Here is an 18042-nt window from a genome sequence, read left to right as displayed (position 1 = left end):
ACCAACGTCCCACCGGCCCCTACCGCTCAGATGCTCCTCAGATTCCTGCCAGTACCCTGAACACCGGCATGGCGGTCCTCCGGTCCTGCGCAGACCGACCGGAGCCCGACACCGACGCCGGAGAACCCGTGGACCAGGGAGACAAAAAGTGGCAGACAAACGCCGGAAGCCGATCGTCGATCCGCGAGCCGCCGAACGGCGCCGTTCGCTCTTCATGAAGATCGGGGCGGGTGTTGCGATCGTCGTCATCGCCGTCATCGTTGCCGTCGCGGTGATCCTCACCAACAAGTCCTCCACGGGTGACGCGACCGCGCCGTCGGTCGCAACCAACAGCTCGTTCCGCGTCACCACTGCACCCAAGGGCACCACCCCGCCGGTGACCGTGCAGATCTACGAGGACTTCCAGTGCCCGGTCTGCAAGCAGTTCGAGCAGGTCTACAGCGACGCGCTGACACAGGTGCGCAGCAATCCCAAGGTCGCCATCGATTATCAGCCGGTGGCCATCCTCGACCGGATGTCGAGCACCAATTACTCCACCCGCGCAGCCAATGCGTCGGCGTGTGTGGCCGAGGCGACCAAGGGCGCCGACAACTTCGCCATCTGGCTCAAGTTCCACAACATCCTGTACGCGAATCAGCCCGAGGAGAACGGGTCCGGTCTGACCGACGATCAGCTCGCTGATTTCGCCAACCAAGCGGGCGCACCCAACGTCAAGGAGTGCATCTCCGACGGCCAGTTCAAGAACTGGGTCGGTCAGGAGACCACGGCCTCCCAGGTCCAAGGAACACCGACGGTGAAGATCAACGGTCAAGATTTCAACATCCAGTTGGGGCCCGATGCCTTCCTCGCCCAGATCAATCAGGCCGCCGGCACCGCACAGTAAATCCACCCCGAGACGAAGCGACCAGCAATGAGCAGCACCACCTCTCCTTCCGGCACCACCCCGGACCCTGAGGCACCGGCGGTCGAACCGCCCGACGACGAGCTGATCGCCGCCGACGTGATCACCGATGACCGGCCGTGGTGGCTTCAGCGCCCCGACGTATCCACCGCGACCGGCATCGTGATCCTGATTCTCGGTGTCCTCGGGTTCATCTCGGCGGCGACGCTGACGATCGAGCGCATCGAACTGCTCATCAACCCGGAGTACGTGCCGAGTTGCAGCATCAATCCGGTGCTGTCCTGTGGCTCGGTGATGGTGACCGAGCAGGCTCGTGTCTTCGGGTTCCCCAATCCGCTGATCGGGATCGCCGCCTTCTCGGTGATCATCGTGACCGGCGTGCTCACTACTGCCCGCGTCTGGCTGCCGCGGTGGTATTGGGCGGGTCAAACACTCGGGCTCGCCCTGGGTTTCGTCTTCGTCAACTGGCTCGCCTTCCAGAGCATCTACCGGATCAACGCGCTGTGCCCGTACTGCATGGTGGTGTGGACGCTGACGCCGATCCTGTTGATCCTCAGCGCCGGAAGGCTTTTCGGTGACTCACCACGAGCCCGCGACCTTCGCGGCTGGCTGTGGGTGCTGTTGCCGCTGTGGTACGCGATCATCATCGTCGCGATCGGTGTGCACTTCTGGGATTACTGGTCGACGCTGATCTGAGACGTTCTGACTCCTCCGAGGTGGACGGTCACCGAGATTCGGACGGGGTCCGGACCAGCCGGTGCTCCAGCCGCGCCAGTTTCCAGTAGGCGATGGCGATACCCCACGCGACGATGAACATGATCACGATCGCGATGCCCGCGGTGTTCAGATCGAAACCACTGATCCAGTTGGTGATCGGGTCATCCCAGCCGAGATCGTCGTGCAGCACGCTGACCAGTTCGATGGTCCCGATGAGCAACGCCACCGCGATCGACAGGCCGGTGATGGTCAGGTTGTAGTAGATCTTGCGTGCGGGATGGGCGAACGCCCAGTCGTAGGCCACGGTCATGAACATGCCGTCGAGGGTGTCCATCAGACTCATCCCGCTCGCGAACAGCAGGGGCAGAACGAGAATCGCATACCAGGGCAATCCCGCGACAGCGCCGGTACCGGCGAGTGCGAGCAGAGCCACCTCCGTCGCGGTATCGAAGCCGAGTCCGAACAACACACCCACCGGATACATCTGGAAGGGATGCCGGATGCGGCGCATCACCGGCCCGAGGAGTCGTGCGAGAAAGCCCCGGCCGTCGAGTGCCTCGTCGAGTTGCTCCTCGTCGAAACTACCGCGGCGCAGTGAGCGGAACACCCGCCAGATACCGATGAGCGCAACGATGTTGATCAGCGCGATCAGATACAAGAACGAGCCGGACGCGATCGTGCTGATGGTGCCCAGCGCATGCCGGGCGGGCGAATCGTCGTCGGCGAGCGCCGAGACCGCGTGGGCGCCGGCGACCACGAGTATCGCCATCACGAAGACGATCGTGGAATGCCCCATGGCGAACCAGAATCCGACCGATTTCGGGCGTTTGCCGTCATTCATCAGTTTGCGGGTGGTGTTGTCGATCGCGGCGATGTGATCGGCGTCGAATGCGTGCCGCAGACCGAAGGTGTAGGCCGTGACGGCGAGACCCACACTGAAGACCTGCTTACCCAGGCTGTAGTGGTGCGGCACGATGACCATGAACAGCACACCGAAAGCCACGGCGTGCATCGCCGCGATGACGCCGAGTTGTACTGCGGCGTGGACCCAGTCGGTCCGGGTCCATCTGGTGCTGCCGGCCGAGCCGATCTGGTCGGCGGCCGAGGATGCAGAATTCACGTGAGAGCCTTTGGATTACGCGTCCGGACAAGGTGACGTGGGCCAGGGTCTGGCTGACCGTGCCCGTTCGGCACGGATGACAGTGGCGCGACCGCACCGGATTTCCACCGGTTTCCTGGATTCCCACGCGCTGACGAAGGACGCTACTCCCTCGGCGGTGAAATCAATAGACGAGGCGTCTCGCAGACCCGGGAATTCGCGACGGCAACTCACGACCGGGGGCATCACCACACGACAAATCCGACGGTGGTGACCTGCGCGTCGGAATCGCTGAACTGCACGGTCAGCGTCAGTGTCCACGCACCGGCGACGGGAACCGACGCCGCAACGCGGTGCCAGCGGGCCGACCCGGGCGAGCCGGTGTCCGTTGTGTCCGATTGGGCCGGAACGAATCTCAGCGCCAACGACGGAATCCCTGCCGACTCCGAGGACAATGTGGCGCGCAGCGACCGGGCCCGGATCGGCGTCCCGTGACCGTCATCGAGGGTCACGTCCACCACGGTGGGGCCGCGGCGCGTGGTCGATACCGAGACCTGTGCCGAGCCGTCGTCGAGAGGGGCCGCCACCTGCACCGGCGGACCGTAGGTGGTGCGCGCGGGCGGTTCGGTGACCAAGACGGAGGTGACGACGAGGACGGCGATGCCGCATGCCATCTCGAGCGGCACCGAACGCCGAAGACGGCTGAGGCCGAGGCGACGACGCGCGTATGCCGCCAGGCCGAGCATCGCCAGTACGAGAGCCGATTTGACGAGCAGCACGACACCGTAGGTGGTGTCCCACAGCGCTTGCACCGGCCAGATCTGCCGCCACGCCTGGAATTCCCCGGAGAGCACCAGGACGACCACCATGGCGAACGCCCACCTCGACCACCGATGCAACACGGCAGGTGTCAGCAGCTCAGGCGTCGGCGGTTCGGATCCCGGCGATTCAGGTGTCACCGATTTGGACGTCACCGCGGATGGGTTCCGGGAGTGCTTGTCGGGCAACAGGATCAGCACCATCGAGAGCAGTCCGCCGAGCCAGAGTGTCATCGCCACCACGTGCAGGGTGGTGACCGGCACGGCCAGCCATGTCAGATCCCCCACCGACGCATGGCCGTCGGCGGCGATGGTGACGGCGATACCCAGCCCGCAGGCCCCGATCAGCGCTGCACCCCACGCATGTGAGACTCGCCGGCGCGCGGCCGCGAACAGCACCGGTCCGAGCACCACGACCAGGGCCGCTCTGATGAGCACCACCCTCGTATCGCCACCGTCGAGGCCGGAGGAGAGCGCCGAGCCCGAGAATGCCCGGCTCACACCGACATCTGCCTTCTCGGCGGCCCGGACGAGAACCGTGCCCGCACAGGCCAGCACCGCCAGAACCCAACTCGGCGCCACCGTCCATCGGAATCGTTTGAGCGCCAACGTTCTCGGATACAGCATCAGCGACACCACCGCGAGACCCACAGCGCCCACCAGGCCCGCGTAGAGCAGCGCCTGCGATGCGCGATCGAGTGCGGTGACCGAGGCGGCGACCGGCGGTGCCGCCGGGGCCGGCGCCCCGGGGTCGGCCCGCACGCCGAACACGATGGACCCGGTGACCACGTGGGTGTCGGCGGAGATGACTCGCCAGGTGGCCGAATAACTTCCGGCAGGCAGATCGGGGCGCACCGGGATGACCAGGGCGTTGCCGGCCGAGATCAGATGTGGTGAGCCGGTGTCGACGCGATCGCCCTGTGCCGAGATGACACGCGCGGGATCGGCTCCCACACTGATGTTCTCATCGAAGGTCAACACCACCTGTGACGGCGAGATGGCGACTCGCGAGTCGTCGGCGGGCACGCTGGAGACCAGGGTGGCATGTGCGCCGGCCAGGCCGGGAGTGGCCATCACCAACGCACACACCACCCCAGTGAACACCAGAAGCGCTCTGCGCCACCTCAATTCGATGAACGCCCCTTGCGAATCAGCGCGAGGTTGGCCACCCCGACCAGCAGGGCGATGATCGCGATGACCAATCCGGCTATGCCCGGCCATGACGGTGACGAAGTCGAGTCGTTCGACATCGACTGATCGCTCGTGTGTCCACCGGATGCGGCGGCGAGGGAGAGCACGGGTGCCGGATGCTCGGGCTCGGCCTGACCGGAGACCGCTTTCTCGTTCCAGTTCACGACGGTGCCGTCACTGTAGGTCTGCTGGGCGGGCAACGAGAGCGTCGCCTTGTCTGGTAGCGGTCCCGCCGACACGCTGAACGTGTCGAAGCTCCCCGGCGCGATGGCGGCCTGCGGGGTCTGCGCCTTCCAGATCACCTGGGAGACATACTGGGTGATCTCGTTGCCGTCGTCGTCCTTCTGCGGCGCGGGCAGGCTCTTCTTGACCACCTGCACCGTCCATCCCGGCTTGGGTTGCGTCGACACCGAGATGATCGGGGTGTCGTCCGGGAAGGTCACCGCCAGTTCGGTGGTCGACGCGGTGTCGGATTCGGTGGGCACCCGGAAGGTCAACACGCCGTATCCGCCCTCGGTGGCGTCGATTCCCGACACCTTCACGTGTGCCGACGCCGTCCCGGAGAGGCCGATCATCAGCGCCACCACAGTTCCCGCCACGGCGAGCACCAACGCCGCTCGTCTTCTCACCATCGATATCCTCGTTCTCTCGTAGTTTCACTATTCCGGTGGCGAATGCACCGGGGTCTCACCTCAGGACGGCGAATGCCACGCCCATCCCGGTTGCCATCAGCACCTCACCCCACGGGCGCGCGGGTCCACGGATCAGCGCGTAGAACCACCACAGTGCGGCGGCGAAATAGGCTGCCGCACAAAGCGCGGCGAGCACCGCGACGCCGGTCGGCTGCGCCCAGCCCGCGGTACCCGGCACGCCCATAGCGCTCATCGAGCCCATACCGGGCATCGAACCCATGCCAGGCATCGAACCCTGGGCCGAGTTCGCCTCCGCCGAAGCGGAATTCACCGTCGCCCGCACCGACATCAGCACCGACATCACCACCATCGACGCCATCATGGCCGCGTCGTAGGACCCCACCAGCAGGTGACGCCGCGTCGCATCGGCGTCGACGACCACGCGATGAGCAAAGAACAGGGCGCCACCGCTGAACACGAGTACCGACACGATCGGTGCCACCTGCGCGCCCCACGGGCAGACCATGGCGATCATCGCGACGGCCATCAGGACGTGCAGAATTCCGGCAAATCGGGTCAGTGGGGTCGGCGAGTGCCAGGCACGCATGAGGTAGATCACCGCGCACAGCGTGAACACGCCGGTGATCGCCACGGTTGCGGCCAGTTCGCCACCCGCCTCTCGTCAGTCAGATGTAGTCGAGCCGCAAGAGTGGTCGGATGCCGGTGCACAAAGGTTCCCGGGATCGACGAAGTTCTTTCCCGGAATGTGTTCGAGTGCGCAGGGCGTGTTCGGGTGCGGTCAGTGCCCCGCCGCGAGCGCCGCACCGATCCGGCGCGCCAACATCATGATCGTGGCGTGCGGACCGCTGCGGCCCGGACTCGGCAGGATCGAGCCGTCCACCACCCGTAGTCCCCGCACACCGACCACCCCACCCAGCCAGTCGGTGCGGACGCCCATCGGCAGGCTGCCGAAGGCGTGCTGCGAACTGCGGATCACCGGATCGACCGAGATCGAATCGGGCTCCACCACGTCGTCGAACTCGGCGGACGCCAACATGTCGACCACGTCCGACGCCGTGGCCCACAACGGGGCCGCCGCCGACTCGTCGAGGTCGTCGAACCGTATGCGCACCGAGCCTCCCGACGCCGACGTGAGCCGCGCGGGGCCCGCCTGGAGCATCCCGCAGACCCCCACGGCCTGCGAGCCGCCGGCCGATCCGGTCACGTATCGCTCGAAATCGTCGGAGTAGCAGCGGATCTCGATACCGTCGCCGGTGTGCACCACGGTCGGCAGGAGTGGCCGCAGGTCATCTGGCGAACGCCTGCGGTATCCGACGAGCACCTCACGGTGTTCGCCGGCGACGAGTACGCCGGAGGGCCCGATCACCTCCGGGATCGAGCGCAGCAGGATGCCTGCGGTACCGAGCGTTCCGGCGCACAGGATCACCTCGTCGCAGGCGATGTCGGCGTCGGTGCCCCCCGACCCCGTGACCCGCAGGCCCGTCGCCCGGCGTCCCGCCATCAGGATCTCCTGTACCCGAATACCGTTTCTCACAACGAGATTCGGACGTGCGAGAGCCGGGCGGAGAAATGCCTCCGCGGAGGTCGTGCGCAGTCGGTGGGCATTGGTGCCCAGCACTGCGTTGTTGCCCAGCAGTTCGTTGTTGCCCAGTACTCGGTTGAGACCGATGATCGGCCACCGGTCGGTGACATCGCGGACCGGTACCCGCGTCGACCAGAATCGCTCGAAGGCGCGGGCGGCCGGCCCGAGATCGTCCTCGCCGAACGGATGCACCGACATCGGGCCGTCGGTCTCGTCGAGTTCGCGGTAGGCCCTTTCGACGTCGTCGACGCCCCAGCCGGTGGGCCACTCCGCGAAATCATCGCGATGCCAGCGCAAGAAGTATCCACCGTTGATCGCCGAGGACCCGCCCAGCCCGCGCCCGCGGACCACGGTCTGGCCGGGCGGCGCGTCGTGGACCGTCACGAACCCCGACGACGCGCTGATCGGCAGTGTCCGGAGATCGCGAACCGTGGCATCGGGCCAGCCGCTCCCCTGCTCGAGCAGGAGTACCGATCGGGTGCCGTCGCGGCTCAGTGCGTCGGCCAGTACCGACCCAGCGCTGCCGGCGCCGACGATGACGACGTCTGCGCGTCGGGGAAGCTCACCCGCCACCGACGTCTCGTCCACCGGCGTCCCCGTCACCTTGGTTCGGCGGTCAGCGCGTGACGACAGGTCGAAGCGCGCCGAGATCGCGTTGACGCACAACGCCTTCCCATAGTCCCGCACCGTAGGCGAGATCGTCGAGACGGCGACAGATCAGATAGGCGACGGGGCCGATCGCGGGCCCGCGCGTGGTGTCGGCGAGGACGGCGCGCACCCATTCGATGAGACCCTCGGCGATGGCGACCTCGATGACGAGTATCCGAAATCGCTTGGAGATCAACGCCAACAGGACTGCAACCGGCCAATAATGTCGACAGATCGCACCGGCCGCCTGCAGTAGTCCGTATCCGGCCGCGCGGCCGGTCATCTGCGCGGCGGCCACCGGCGCGTCCGGCAGGTCACCGAGTCGCGTCCGCAATCGACGGGCCACGCGGGCCAGCACGAGAAAAGCGAGAACGAGTCCGAACTTCGTCCGCGACAACAGCGCCGCGACCGCCAGCGCCATCGACGCCGTCATCACCATCGGTGCGGCGAGCGTGCCGTGCCGCTGAGCCAGGAACGCCGCCCCGGTGCCGTAGTAGCGGCGACGGGACAACACCTGCCGGAGATTGGTGCGGTGATCGTGGGCCACCCGGGCCACCGGGTCGTAGCGCATCCGCCAGCCCGCCTCGTGCAGTCGCCAGCACAGGTCGACGTCCTCGGCCACCCGGAGGTTCTCGTCGAATCCGCAAAAAGCGCTGCGCCGCACGATCATTGCCGCACTGGGTACATATGGTACGGGCGTACCGGGGACCACGGCGGCCTCGGTGGGCCCCATGTCGAGTGAGGAGTGACCGTTCTCATAGCGCTCGGCCATCGACTGGCGTTCACCGCGTCGGGCCGACAAGCCGACGATCCGGGGAGCGGCCAGCGCAACCAGCGGATCGGAGAAGTGCGCCAGCAGCATCACCAGCCAGTCCGGCTCGGGAACGACGTCGGAGTCGAGGAAGGCCACGAAGTCCGTCGTGGCCGCCGCAGCGCCGGCGTTGCGGGCTGCGGCCGGGCCGCGATTGGACTCGAATCGGATGACCTGCACCAGCGGCCCCTGCGCGACGAGGGGCACCGCCGAGCCGTCATCGACCACGATGACCCGGGCACCGGCCACCGCGTCGAGGAGCCGGTCGACGCCGGATTGGTTGTCGCGCACCGGGATCACCACGGTGACGTCGTCGGGCTTGGGCCCCGACATGGGCCGCGGATGAGCAATGCCCGTCTCGAGCAGCGTCCGCGAAAGCGTGCGTGTGGCGGTGTTGCACACCTCGATGCGGCCGTCGGCGGAGGTGAGACCGAGCGCGGTGTCGCTGAGCCGGAGCATGCGCGTCGGCGATCCGCCGACGAGATAGCGCAGGTCGCCGCGACGTGCGCACCGCAGATCGATCTGGATCTGGAAACCGTCCGGCAATCCGGAGTCGCTCGGGGCGGGCGTCTTCTGCGCGACCCATTCGGTCGTCGTCACCGCAGTCTCCCCCCGTCGTCGACGGTCCACTCGCCGAGCGCTCGCGCCAGGTCGTCGACGACACGCGTGAGGAGCTGCGCACCGTGCTCGGCGGTCGCCGTTCGCGGGTCGCCCAGTATCCCGTTCTCGCTGACCGCGGCGACACCGCCGGCACGCATCGGCGCCATCAGCGCGCCGATCGGCTCACGGTTACCCGCCTCGATCCGGTCGGTCCGCACCAGCTCCGGCGAAAGATGAAGCAGCACTGAGGTTTCGGTGTGTCCGGCGTGAGCGTCGGCGTTGGCGAACATGCACGGATACCAGGCCACCTCGCGCGCCTCATAGCGCAATCTGGTGACCGCAGAGGCCAGCGTGGGCACGTTGCCACCGTGGCCGTTGACGAAGACGATCCGCCGCGCCCAGCGACACGCGCTGCGACCGAATTCGACGAGGAGGTCGGTCAGCGCCTGCTGTCCCAGCGAGATCGTCCCGGCGAAACCCTCGTGCTCACCGCTGGCTCCGTAGGCGATCTCCGGTGCGACCGTGACCGGGGCGTCGGCGGGCAATTCCGAGCGGGCGGCGGTGGCCACCGCGACGGCGATGCGGGTGTCGGTGTCGAGCGGGAGATGCGGCCCGTGCTGTTCGACGGAACCGATCGGAACGAGAAGGGTCAGTTCGGCGGGCGTCACCTGCGGCCATGCGTATTGCCCCAGCCTCGCCGTTCGCACCATTCGGCCAAGTCTAATGTGCGCGGCGCCTCGGGGTAACCGGTCGTCACCAATTACAGGACCAAGATCCCCTGTTCGGACCCGCTTGGACGAGCGCTCGATCGGTTGTGGAATCCTGGATCGCAGTATGTGTCGCAGAACACGGTCGGCACCAGTCGGCACAACAGGTCGATGACATTCGAGGGAGGACGTCCATGACAGCAGATTCGACACCCACCAGCGGTAAGAGCGGACCGCTGAATCGATTGCGCGTGATCGAGTTCGCGGGTATCGGTCCGGGACCACACGCAGCGATGATGCTCGCCGACCTCGGCGCCGACGTCATCCGGGTGCAGCGTCCCGGCACACTGCCGGCCGAGGGGCGCAATGCCGACGCACTGCTGCGCGGGCGTCGCGTCGTCGAGGCCAACCTCAAGGACCCGGCCGACCGCGACACCATCCTCGGGTTGGTCGCCAAGGCCGACGTGATTCTCGAGGGATTCCGGCCCGGCGTGATGGAACGACTCGGCTTCGGGCCCGATGATCTCGCCGAGGTCAACCCCGGCCTGGTCTACGGCCGCATGACCGGCTGGGGCCAGGAAGGTCCGCGCGCCGAGCTCGCCGGCCACGACATCAACTACATCTCGCTGACCGGCCTGCTGCACGCGATCGGCCGTCACGGTGAGCGTCCGGTGCCCCCGCTCAACCTCGCCGGCGACTTCGGCGGCGGCTCGATGTTCCTCGTCATGGGCGTGCTCTCGGCACTCTTCGAGCGACAGTTCTCCGGTCGCGGCCAGGTGATCGACGCAGCGATGGTCGACGGCGCTTCCGTTCTGGGACAGATGATGTGGGCCTTCCGCGGCACCGGGCTGTGGTCGGACGAGCGCGGGGTGAACATGCTCGACACCGGCGCCCCGTACTACGAGGTGTACGAGACCTCCGACGGCAAGTACATGGCCGTCGGCGCGATCGAGCCACAGTTCTACGCCGCACTCCTCGAGGGCCTCGGACTCGCCGACGCCGACCTGCCGGACCAGAACGACATCGCGAAATGGCCGGAGCTCAAGAAGGTCTTCACCCAGACCTTCGCCTCGCGCACCCGCGACGAGTGGGCCAAGGTCTTCGACGGCACCGACGCCTGCACCTCGCCGGTACTGAGCTTCGCCGAGGCCCCCACCGACCCGCACATGTCGGCCCGCGCCAATCTCCTCGAGATCGACGGCGTCATGCAGGCACAGGTCGCACCGCGCTTCTCGCGCACCTCGCCGGAGACGCCGACCAAACCGGCCCGCCAGGCCACCGATCCGTCGACCATCTGGACCGACTGACCGGATCGCACCTCATCCGTCCGACGCGGGGCGCCGACGATGTCGTCGGCGCCCCGCGTCGTCGCGCCAGCGCCCTCCACCTCGCCGACAGCGCCTTCTGTTGTGCCGACAGCGCTCGTCTCAACGCCGACAGCGCTTTCTGTTGTGCCGACAGCGCTCTCCGACTCGCCGACGGCGCCCGTCTCAGCGCCGACAGCGCTTTCCCCCGGTAGCCCACCCCACCGAAATAGAACGTGTTACAGTTTTTCCTCATGGGACAGTTCGACGGCAAGGTCGTCTACATCACCGGCATCGCCCGTGGCCAGGGGCGTAATCACGCGCTACGCTTCGCCCGTGAGGGTGCGTCGATCATCGGACTCGACATCGCCGGCGAGGTCGCCGACCACATCACCTACCCGGCGTCGACTCCGGACGATCTTGCCGAGACGATTCGCCTCGTTGAGGAAGCCGGCGGCAAAATCCTTGCACGTCAGGGGGATACGCGAGATCTGGCGTTCCAGGAGGAGCTCGTCGCCGACGGCGTGCGGCAATTCGGCCGCCTCGATCATGTGATCGCCAACGCCGGCATCCTCTCGTGGGGGCTCACCTGGGAGCTCTCCGAACACGAATTCACCGACGTCATGGACGTCAATGTGGTGGGCACCTGGAAGACGTTGCGCGCCACCATTCCCATGCTCCTGGAGACCGACGCCGAGAACCGCTCGATCGTCGTCATCTCCTCGGTCGCCGGGCTCAAGGCGATGCCCGTCCAGGCGGCCTACTCGGCGTCGAAATACGCGCTCACCGGACTGGCACAGACAACCGCCAAAGAACTCGCCCCGCGCCGCATCCGCGTCAACTCGATCCACCCCTACGCCGTCAACACGCCGATGGGCATCGCCGACACCTCGGCCATGAAGATCTTCGAGATGGGCGAGTACACAAGGTATTTCATCTCGATGATGGATCACTTCCCGGTTGCCTCGCTCGACGACATCTCCGACGCCGTGCTCTACCTCACCTCGCCGCAAGCGCGCGCGGTCACCGGCTCGCAATTCCAGATCGACATGGGAAACTCCAAGGTCTGAGCGCTGTCGGAGGAATGCCGGGCGCTGTCAGCGAAACCGAGGGCGCTGTCGACGAGATACCGAGCGCCGTCGGCGAAACCGAGGGCGCCGTCGGCGAACAACAGAGCGCCGTCGGCGGGAACCGACGGCGCTCTGTTTTTCGTGGCCTTGTCCTTGCGGTGTTCTTCCGGCGCGGATTCGCTCAGATGCTGCCGAAGGACCGATCGAAGTCCTCGGGGATGATCAGGTCATCGCGCGAGAGTTCGTGAATACTCTTGTGGCCCAGTCCCATCACCACGCCGTCGAGGCCCATGCGGAGCAGGTCGAGGACGTTCTCGACGCCCGCCTGACCGTTGGCCGCCAGACCCCACAGGTAGGCGCGACCGATCATGACCGCGCGCGCCCCGAGCGCGAGTGCCTTGGCGACGTCGCTGCCGCGGCGGATGCCGCCGTCGAGCAGGACCTCGATCTGGTCGCCGACCGCCTCGGCGATGCCCGGCAGCAGGCGGATGGTGGCGGGGGTGCCGTCGAGGTTGTTGCCACCGTGGTTGGACACCGACAGCGCGGTCGCCCCGATGTCGACGGCCCGCTTGGCGTCGTCGAGACGGGTGACGCCTTTGACCATGAACGGTCCGCCCCACTGCTCGCGCAGCCATTGAAGGTCGTCCCAGGTGGGCGGAGCCGTGCTCATCCACTCGCCGTAGGCACCGAAGAATGTCGGGCCGGGCTGCCCCTTACCCTTGGAGACGTTGGGCGCGGTCAGGTCGGGAATGATGATCTTGCCGTCGTGAATCCAGTCCATCGCATAGCGCGGCTTGACCGCGATCTCCGGCGCCAGACGCAGCAGAGCCTTGAAGTCCACCTTCTCCGGGATCTCCGGGCTTCCCCAGTCGCGACCGATGTTGAACACCCAGTCGGTCGTGACGATCAGACCTTTCGCGCCGGCTTCCTTGGCGCGCATGGCACGCGCCAGGATTTCGTCGCGACTGCCGAGCCAGTAGATCTGGAAGAAGATCTTGTCGTTGACCGCGGTGACCTCTTCGACCGGATGAGAAGCGAAGCTGGACAAGCCCATTGCGGTACCGCGCGCTGCCGCGGCGCGCGCCACCGCGACCTCGCCGTCGGGGTCGACGGCCTGTACGCCGGTGGGGCTGATCATCACCGGGAACGACAGGTCCTGGCCCATCACGGTGGTGGAGAGTTCACGATCGGGCTGCGCGCCGATCACATGCGGGGCAAACCCGATCTCGGAGTACGCGTCGACGTTGTCGCGCACCGTCACGCCGGCCTGGGTGCCGGCGATCAGCGAGGAGTACACCGATTTCGGCAGTCGCTTCTTGGCGCGACGCTGCGCTTCGTGAACGGTTTCGAACCAGGGATTGCGGGCCCAGGGATTGGTGACCATTGTGTGTTCCTACCTATTTTCTTTACTTGTTCGTCGCAGCATCGAACCACCCGGGCGGCCGGCCCGAGTGCTCGACGATCCGCCACGCGGGGGTACTACAGGGCGAATCCCGCCAACGGGTTCTCATCGCAGTTCTTCGACGGCGGCCCACCGATCGGGGTGATCTCCCCGTCGGGTTGCCGGGTCATCAGTGTCAACGGGGTACCGCGGGAATGATCTTTGTTCGCAGTCGGTTTGGCACGCTCACCGGCCAGCAGCTCCTCGCCGTAACCCTGCACGCACTCCGGGTCGGGTCCGGCCAGCGGCAGTCCGGTGAAGAACTTGGCCGCCATGCAGCCGCCGCGGCAGGCGTCGAAATGGGCACAGCGCGTGCAGGCTCCGGCGTTCTGCGGCTCACGAAGCTCGGTGAAGAGGTCTGATTTCTGCCAGATCTGTTGGAAGCCACCGTCGGTGGTGATGTTGCCGGCGAGGAAGTTCTCGTGGATCGCGAACGGGCAGGCATAGACGTCGCCGACCGGATCGATGAGGCACACCACGCGACCCGCGCCGCACAGATTCAGCCCGGGCAGGCCGGACCCGCCGGTCCCGCCGAATGCCGACAGGTGGAAGAACGAGTCGCCGGTGAGGACGTTCTCGCCGTGGGCGACGAGCCAGTCGTAGAGTTCGCGCTGCTGTTCGGGCAGCGGGTGCAGGTCGTCCCAGACGTCGGCGCCGCGGCCCGACGGGCGCAGCCGGGTGATGCGCAGAGTGGCGTTGTAGCGGTCGGCGAGAGCCTTGAACTCGTCGAGCTGCGCGACGTTCTGCCGTGTCATCACCACCGAGATCTTCGCGTCGGCGAATCCCGCCTCGTGGAGGTTTTCCAACGCGCGCACAGCCATGTCGAACGAGCCGGGGCCGCGCACGGCGTCGTTGACCTCCGCGGTCGCACCGTCCAGCGAGATCTGCACGTCGACGTAGTCCGACGCGGCCAGCCGCGCGGCAACCTTCTTGTCGATGCGTAAACCGTTGGTGGAGAACTTGACTCCCACCTGATGGCTGGTGGCGTAGTCGACGAGTTCCCAGAAGTCCGGGCGCACCGTCGGCTCCCCGCCACCGATGTTGACGTAGAAGACCTGCATGCGCTGCAGTTCGTCGATGATCGCCTTGCACTGTTCGGTCGACAGCTCACGCGGGTCGCGCTTACCCGAGGACGACAGGCAGTGCACACATGCCAGGTTGCAGGCGTAGGTCAGCTCCCACGTCAGGCAGATCGGGGCGTCGAGCCCTTTCTCGAACTGATCGACCAGACGCCCGACCTTGGGGGGCGCGCTGGGCTGCAGCGTCGGCATGGCGGCGAGTTCGGTTGCGGTGGGCGGCAACTCGAGTGTGGTCATCTTCGGGTCTCCTTGGGCTCGAGGAGCGGTGGTGGACGGTGGACGAGAACGCCGGTCAGCGGCGGACGATCATCCCGGAGTCGGCCAGGGCGGTCAGCGCCTGCAGGTACAGCGCGCGCTCGGCGGCTCCGATCCCGGCGGCAGCCAGGGCGGACTCGGCGTCGTCATGCTCGGCGAGGGAGCGCACGATCCCGACGACGGTCAGGTTCTTGAGGAATGAGAGTTTGCGGGTACCGAAGTGATACAGCAACGCCCCGAAGGGTTCCGGGCGTAGTGCGACCTTGGGGTTGAGCTCCCAGGCGGCGTCGAGATCGAAGGTGGACAGGATGGTGGGGGCGTCGCGCCGGTCACCGGCGACCGCGGAGTCGCGGTCGCCGGCAACCGGAGCAGATGTCGGGGTGGACATCAGTAAACCCCGCACATCCCGTCGATCGAGACCTCTTCGACGAGGGACTCACCCACGAGCTCGGTCTCGACGTCGGCGGGAACCGCCACGTCCTGAGCTGCCTTGGCTGTGTGATCGGCCATGATCCAAACCTCCTAATATTTGGGTAGTGATGTGGATCACCGACCACTATAATGGCACCGGGTGCAGAATTGCACCCCCTAGCCGAAAATTGACCAAACGGACAGGTCCCGACCTGGTGAGAGAGGTCTGATGACGACCGAGAATGCGACGGCGCCGGGCCGGCGTCCGCGCACCAGCCGCGCGCAGATCAGCGCGACCGCCATCGACCTGTTCACCACCGTCGGCTTCGAGGAAACCAGCGTCGACGACATCGCCGAGGCCGTCGGCATCGCGCGTCGCACGCTGTTCCGGTACTTCCCGTCGAAGAACGCGATCCCGTGGGGCGAGTTCGACGCCCACCTCGACGACCTGCGTGCGCTGCTCGCCGAGATCCCCGACGACCTCCCCATCGCCGAGGCCGTCACCCGGGCTCTGATCGCCTTCAACGAGGTGCCCGCAGAATTCGTCGACGGCCACCGCCGGCGCATGCAGCTACTCCTGGGAGTGCCGAGCCTGCAAGCACATTCGATGTTGATGTACGCCGACTGGCGACACGTCATCGCCGAGTTCTGCGCCCACCGGCTCGGCCTGGACGAAGGCGATCACCTCCCGCAGACGATCGGCTGGCTGTGTCTGGGCACCGCCCTGGCCGCCTACGAACAATGGCTCGCCCATCCCGACGCCGACCTCGACGCGCTCATCCGGGCGGGGTGCGCGACGCTGGCCGCGGGGCTGGAGGGGTTGTGAGTGCTCATCGCACGCGGTAGACCCCGTCACCGACTCGGCGGCACGCGTGTGGTCCTCGATGCCGAGGCTCGCGATCGACGGGTTCGCCGAGCCAGCCCCGCGACTCGATCGTTGTCGATGAGATACCGAGCGCTGTCGACGAGATACCGGGCGCTGTCGACGTGACCGAGAGCGCTGTCGGCGAGAAACAGAGCGCCGTCGACGAAGTCCTGAGCGCTGTCGGCGAGAAACAGAGCGCTGTCGAGGAAATACCGGCGACACCGCCGCAACGGACCGACCTCTACCCTGGAACCGATCGCCTTGCCGATGTCGACAGCCCGACGTCTACGCTAGGCTCAAAGTAGAACGTGTTCTAGTTTCTACCACCAACTGCTGCACCTTCGACGACGCCAGGAGACCAGAGCCATGACCGGATCGGACTCGACCGAACTGACGCCTCACGGCTCGCGCAGCGTGATCCTCACCGTCGCCGAGGTCATCGACGAGACCCACGACGCACGGTCGATCGTCTTCGAACTCCCCGACACGGCCAAAGAGGCGTTCACGCAGTACAAGTCGGGTCAATTCCTCACCCTGCGCATCCCGAGCGAGAAGACCGGGTCGGTGGCCCGCTGCTATTCGCTGGCCTCCTCCCCCGCCCGCGACGAGTTGCCCAAGGTGACGGTCAAGCGCACCGTCGACGGCTACGGGTCGAACTGGGTGTGCGACAACCTCTCCGCGGGCTCGCAGATCGAGGTACTGCCGCCGTCGGGGGTGTTCACCCCGCGGTCGGTCGACGAACCGCTCCTGTTGATCGCCGCGGGCAGCGGGGTGACCCCGGTGATGTCGATCCTCAAGACCGCGCTGGCGTCCGGGAGCGGCACCATCGTGTTCTTCTACGCCAACCGCAGCGCCGACGACGTCATCTTCGCCGACGAACTACGCGAGCTGCAGACCGCGCACGCCGACCGGCTGGTCCTCATCCACTGGCTCGAGACGCTGCAAGGCCTGCCCCGTGCGCAGTCCCTGGCGACGATCTTCGGTGCCTTCCGCGGCCACGCCGCCTATATGTGCGGCCCCGGCCCCTTCATGGACGCCGTGCACCAGGCACTGCACACCGCGGGCTTCGCCCACCACGACGTGCACGCCGAGGTCTACAACTCGCTCTCGGGTGATCCCTTCGCCGACGTCGTCCTCGACGAGGTGAGCGCCGAGGAGCAGGCCGATGCCGCCACGGTGGAGGTCGAACTCGACGGCGAGACCCACGAGCTGACCTGGCCCCGCAAACGCACCCTGATCGACATCATGCTCGAGGCCGGACTCGATGCGCCGTACTCGTGCCAGGAGGGTGAATGCGGTTCGTGCGCATGCACTCTCACCGATGGAACCGTCGAGATGGACAACGCGGGTGCGCTCGATCCCGAGGACATCGCCGACGGCTATATCCTCGGGTGTCAGGCCCATCCGACTTCCGACCGACTGCGAATCGAGTTCTGATGCTCTCACGCCTGTCCCCCATCCAGTTCGCCCGCGCCCTCGCGGGAATGCTGCTGACCATCGGCACCCTGCACTTCGTGGCGCCGAAGCCGTTCGACGAGATCATCCCGGAGGAGATCCCCGCCGACCCGCGCATGCTGACCTATGCCTCCGGTGTCGCCGAGGTCGCGCTCGGCGTGGGACTACTCGTCCCGGCCACCCGCAAGCCGTCCGCCGCCGCAGCCGCGGCCCTGTTCGTCGCGGTGTACCCGGCCAACATCAACATGGTCCGGCTGTGGTGGCACAAGCCGGCGATCTACAAGGCGATCGCCCTCGGACGGCTGCCGCTGCAGTTCCCGATGATCGCCGCGGCGGTCAAGGTGTTCCGGGCGTCCTGACGATCGAGAACGCCGTCGGGCACCCCTGGCCGTCACCGAGGGCCCGTCGGGGTTCTACCGTGGATTGGTGTCCGCG

General features: G+C 66.7%; 18 protein-coding genes and 1 riboswitch. Of the genes, 7 read left to right on the top strand and 11 right to left on the bottom strand.

Annotated elements, in window-relative coordinates:
- The first annotated feature begins 148 nt into the window (after positions 1-148).
- On the top strand, positions 149-883 hold the full coding sequence (locus QNM97_RS04725; RefSeq protein ID WP_014361010.1) for a DsbA family protein: 735 nt from the start codon (positions 149-151) through the stop codon (positions 881-883).
- A 27-nt stretch (positions 884-910) separates the two neighbouring features.
- Positions 911-1597 carry a vitamin K epoxide reductase family protein gene (locus QNM97_RS04720; RefSeq protein WP_079930689.1) on the top strand — a complete coding sequence of 229 codons (687 nt, stop codon included), beginning with the start codon at positions 911-913 and terminating at the stop codon, positions 1595-1597.
- Between the two features lie 28 nt (positions 1598-1625).
- Here the strand turns inward: QNM97_RS04720 and nicT are convergent, their stop codons facing one another.
- The 7 genes from nicT to mftE all read right to left on the bottom strand — a co-directional run bounded on the left by nicT (position 1626) and on the right by mftE (position 9730).
- Entirely contained in the window at positions 1626-2738 is a 1113-nt protein-coding gene (gene nicT, locus QNM97_RS04715; RefSeq protein ID WP_283821819.1) for a Nickel transporter NicT, read from the bottom strand.
- Positions 2739-2761: 23 nt separating this feature from the next.
- Positions 2762-2900: riboswitch (cobalamin riboswitch) on the bottom strand.
- Positions 2901-2962: 62 nt separating this feature from the next.
- Positions 2963-4639 carry a copper resistance CopC/CopD family protein gene (locus QNM97_RS04710; protein WP_283821818.1) on the bottom strand — a complete coding sequence of 559 codons (1677 nt, stop codon included), beginning with the start codon at positions 4637-4639 and terminating at the stop codon, positions 2963-2965.
- 20 nt (positions 4640-4659) lie between these two features.
- Complete coding sequence (locus QNM97_RS04705) at positions 4660-5358, bottom strand: YcnI family copper-binding membrane protein (protein ID WP_283821817.1); 699 nt, start codon at positions 5356-5358, stop codon at positions 4660-4662.
- A gap of 55 nt (positions 5359-5413) precedes the next feature.
- Positions 5414-6010: a DUF5134 domain-containing protein gene (locus QNM97_RS04700; protein WP_283821816.1), complete on the bottom strand. Its 597-nt coding sequence runs from the start codon at positions 6008-6010 to the stop codon at positions 5414-5416.
- A 147-nt stretch (positions 6011-6157) separates the two neighbouring features.
- Positions 6158-7549, bottom strand: a complete 1392-nt coding sequence (gene mftG, locus QNM97_RS04695; RefSeq protein ID WP_283823097.1) for a mycofactocin system GMC family oxidoreductase MftG — start codon at positions 7547-7549, stop codon at positions 6158-6160.
- A gap of 28 nt (positions 7550-7577) precedes the next feature.
- Positions 7578-9020 (bottom strand): mycofactocin biosynthesis glycosyltransferase MftF, encoded by a 1443-nt coding sequence (mftF, locus tag QNM97_RS04690; protein WP_283821815.1) that lies wholly within the window; start codon positions 9018-9020, stop codon positions 7578-7580.
- Complete coding sequence (mftE, locus tag QNM97_RS04685) at positions 9017-9730, bottom strand: mycofactocin biosynthesis peptidyl-dipeptidase MftE (RefSeq protein WP_283821814.1); 714 nt, start codon at positions 9728-9730, stop codon at positions 9017-9019. The genes mftF and mftE overlap by 4 nt, the downstream gene beginning before the upstream one ends.
- Positions 9731-9921: 191 nt before the next feature.
- On the opposite strand from mftE, the gene QNM97_RS04680 reads away from it, so the two are divergent.
- Together QNM97_RS04680 and QNM97_RS04675 are read left to right on the top strand one after the other, a co-directional pair.
- Positions 9922-11034 (top strand): CaiB/BaiF CoA transferase family protein, encoded by a 1113-nt coding sequence (locus tag QNM97_RS04680; protein WP_283821813.1) that lies wholly within the window; start codon positions 9922-9924, stop codon positions 11032-11034.
- 251 nt (positions 11035-11285) lie between these two features.
- Positions 11286-12101, top strand: coding sequence for a mycofactocin-coupled SDR family oxidoreductase (locus QNM97_RS04675; RefSeq protein WP_283821812.1), 816 nt, complete (start codon positions 11286-11288; stop codon positions 12099-12101).
- Positions 12102-12282: 181 nt separating this feature from the next.
- Here the strand turns inward: QNM97_RS04675 and mftD are convergent, their stop codons facing one another.
- The 4 genes from mftD to mftA all read right to left on the bottom strand — a co-directional run bounded on the left by mftD (position 12283) and on the right by mftA (position 15386).
- Positions 12283-13485, bottom strand: coding sequence for a pre-mycofactocin synthase MftD (mftD, locus tag QNM97_RS04670; protein WP_208792189.1), 1203 nt, complete (start codon positions 13483-13485; stop codon positions 12283-12285).
- 95 nt (positions 13486-13580) lie between these two features.
- Positions 13581-14858: a mycofactocin radical SAM maturase gene (mftC, locus tag QNM97_RS04665; RefSeq protein WP_006367873.1), complete on the bottom strand. Its 1278-nt coding sequence runs from the start codon at positions 14856-14858 to the stop codon at positions 13581-13583.
- 55 nt (positions 14859-14913) lie between these two features.
- Positions 14914-15264, bottom strand: a complete 351-nt coding sequence (gene mftB / locus QNM97_RS04660) for a mycofactocin biosynthesis chaperone MftB (protein WP_283821811.1) — start codon at positions 15262-15264, stop codon at positions 14914-14916.
- The gene (gene mftA / locus QNM97_RS04655; RefSeq protein ID WP_283821810.1) at positions 15264-15386 is read right to left on the bottom strand and encodes a mycofactocin precursor MftA; all 123 of its coding nucleotides are present in this window, start codon (positions 15384-15386) and stop codon (positions 15264-15266) included. Before mftA ends, mftB begins: the two co-directional genes overlap by 1 nt.
- Positions 15387-15516: 130 nt before the next feature.
- Here mftA and mftR point away from each other — a divergent pair, with 130 nt between their 5' ends.
- The 3 genes from mftR (at position 15517) to QNM97_RS04640 (ending at position 17966) form a co-directional block, all read left to right on the top strand.
- The gene (gene mftR / locus QNM97_RS04650; RefSeq protein ID WP_283821809.1) at positions 15517-16113 is read left to right on the top strand and encodes a mycofactocin system transcriptional regulator MftR; all 597 of its coding nucleotides are present in this window, start codon (positions 15517-15519) and stop codon (positions 16111-16113) included.
- Positions 16114-16518: 405 nt separating this feature from the next.
- Positions 16519-17589: a ferredoxin--NADP reductase gene (locus QNM97_RS04645; RefSeq protein WP_283821808.1), complete on the top strand. Its 1071-nt coding sequence runs from the start codon at positions 16519-16521 to the stop codon at positions 17587-17589.
- The gene (locus QNM97_RS04640) at positions 17589-17966 is read left to right on the top strand and encodes a DoxX family protein (RefSeq protein WP_283821807.1); all 378 of its coding nucleotides are present in this window, start codon (positions 17589-17591) and stop codon (positions 17964-17966) included. The genes QNM97_RS04645 and QNM97_RS04640 overlap by 1 nt, the downstream gene beginning before the upstream one ends.
- Positions 17967-18042: the final 76 nt, after the last annotated feature.

The organism is Gordonia sp. L191, from assembly GCF_030077625.1.
Taxonomy (GTDB): Bacteria; Actinomycetota; Actinomycetes; order Mycobacteriales; family Mycobacteriaceae; genus Gordonia; species Gordonia polyisoprenivorans_A.
Note: the sequence above shows the minus strand (reverse complement) of the source record. Positions and strands in the feature narration are given on the sequence as shown.

What these genes read in the sequence shown, in the direction of transcription:
- mftE (WP_283821814.1), bottom strand. Translation starts at nt 9,730, where the DNA reads ATGGTGCGAACGGCGAGGCTGGGGCAATACGCATGGCCGCAGGTGACG.
- QNM97_RS04705 (WP_283821817.1), bottom strand. Translation starts at nt 5,358, where the DNA reads ATGGTGAGAAGACGAGCGGCGTTGGTGCTCGCCGTGGCGGGAACTGTG.
- mftC (WP_006367873.1), bottom strand. Translation starts at nt 14,858, where the DNA reads ATGACCACACTCGAGTTGCCGCCCACCGCAACCGAACTCGCCGCCATG.
- QNM97_RS04680 (WP_283821813.1), top strand. Translation starts at nt 9,922, where the DNA reads ATGACAGCAGATTCGACACCCACCAGCGGTAAGAGCGGACCGCTGAAT.
- mftR (WP_283821809.1), top strand. Translation starts at nt 15,517, where the DNA reads ATGACGACCGAGAATGCGACGGCGCCGGGCCGGCGTCCGCGCACCAGC.
- QNM97_RS04675 (WP_283821812.1), top strand. Translation starts at nt 11,286, where the DNA reads ATGGGACAGTTCGACGGCAAGGTCGTCTACATCACCGGCATCGCCCGT.
- mftA (WP_283821810.1), bottom strand. Translation starts at nt 15,386, where the DNA reads ATGGCCGATCACACAGCCAAGGCAGCTCAGGACGTGGCGGTTCCCGCC.
- mftD (WP_208792189.1), bottom strand. Translation starts at nt 13,485, where the DNA reads ATGGTCACCAATCCCTGGGCCCGCAATCCCTGGTTCGAAACCGTTCAC.
- QNM97_RS04720 (WP_079930689.1), top strand. Translation starts at nt 911, where the DNA reads ATGAGCAGCACCACCTCTCCTTCCGGCACCACCCCGGACCCTGAGGCA.
- QNM97_RS04640 (WP_283821807.1), top strand. Translation starts at nt 17,589, where the DNA reads ATGCTCTCACGCCTGTCCCCCATCCAGTTCGCCCGCGCCCTCGCGGGA.
- QNM97_RS04645 (WP_283821808.1), top strand. Translation starts at nt 16,519, where the DNA reads ATGACCGGATCGGACTCGACCGAACTGACGCCTCACGGCTCGCGCAGC.
- mftB (WP_283821811.1), bottom strand. Translation starts at nt 15,264, where the DNA reads ATGTCCACCCCGACATCTGCTCCGGTTGCCGGCGACCGCGACTCCGCG.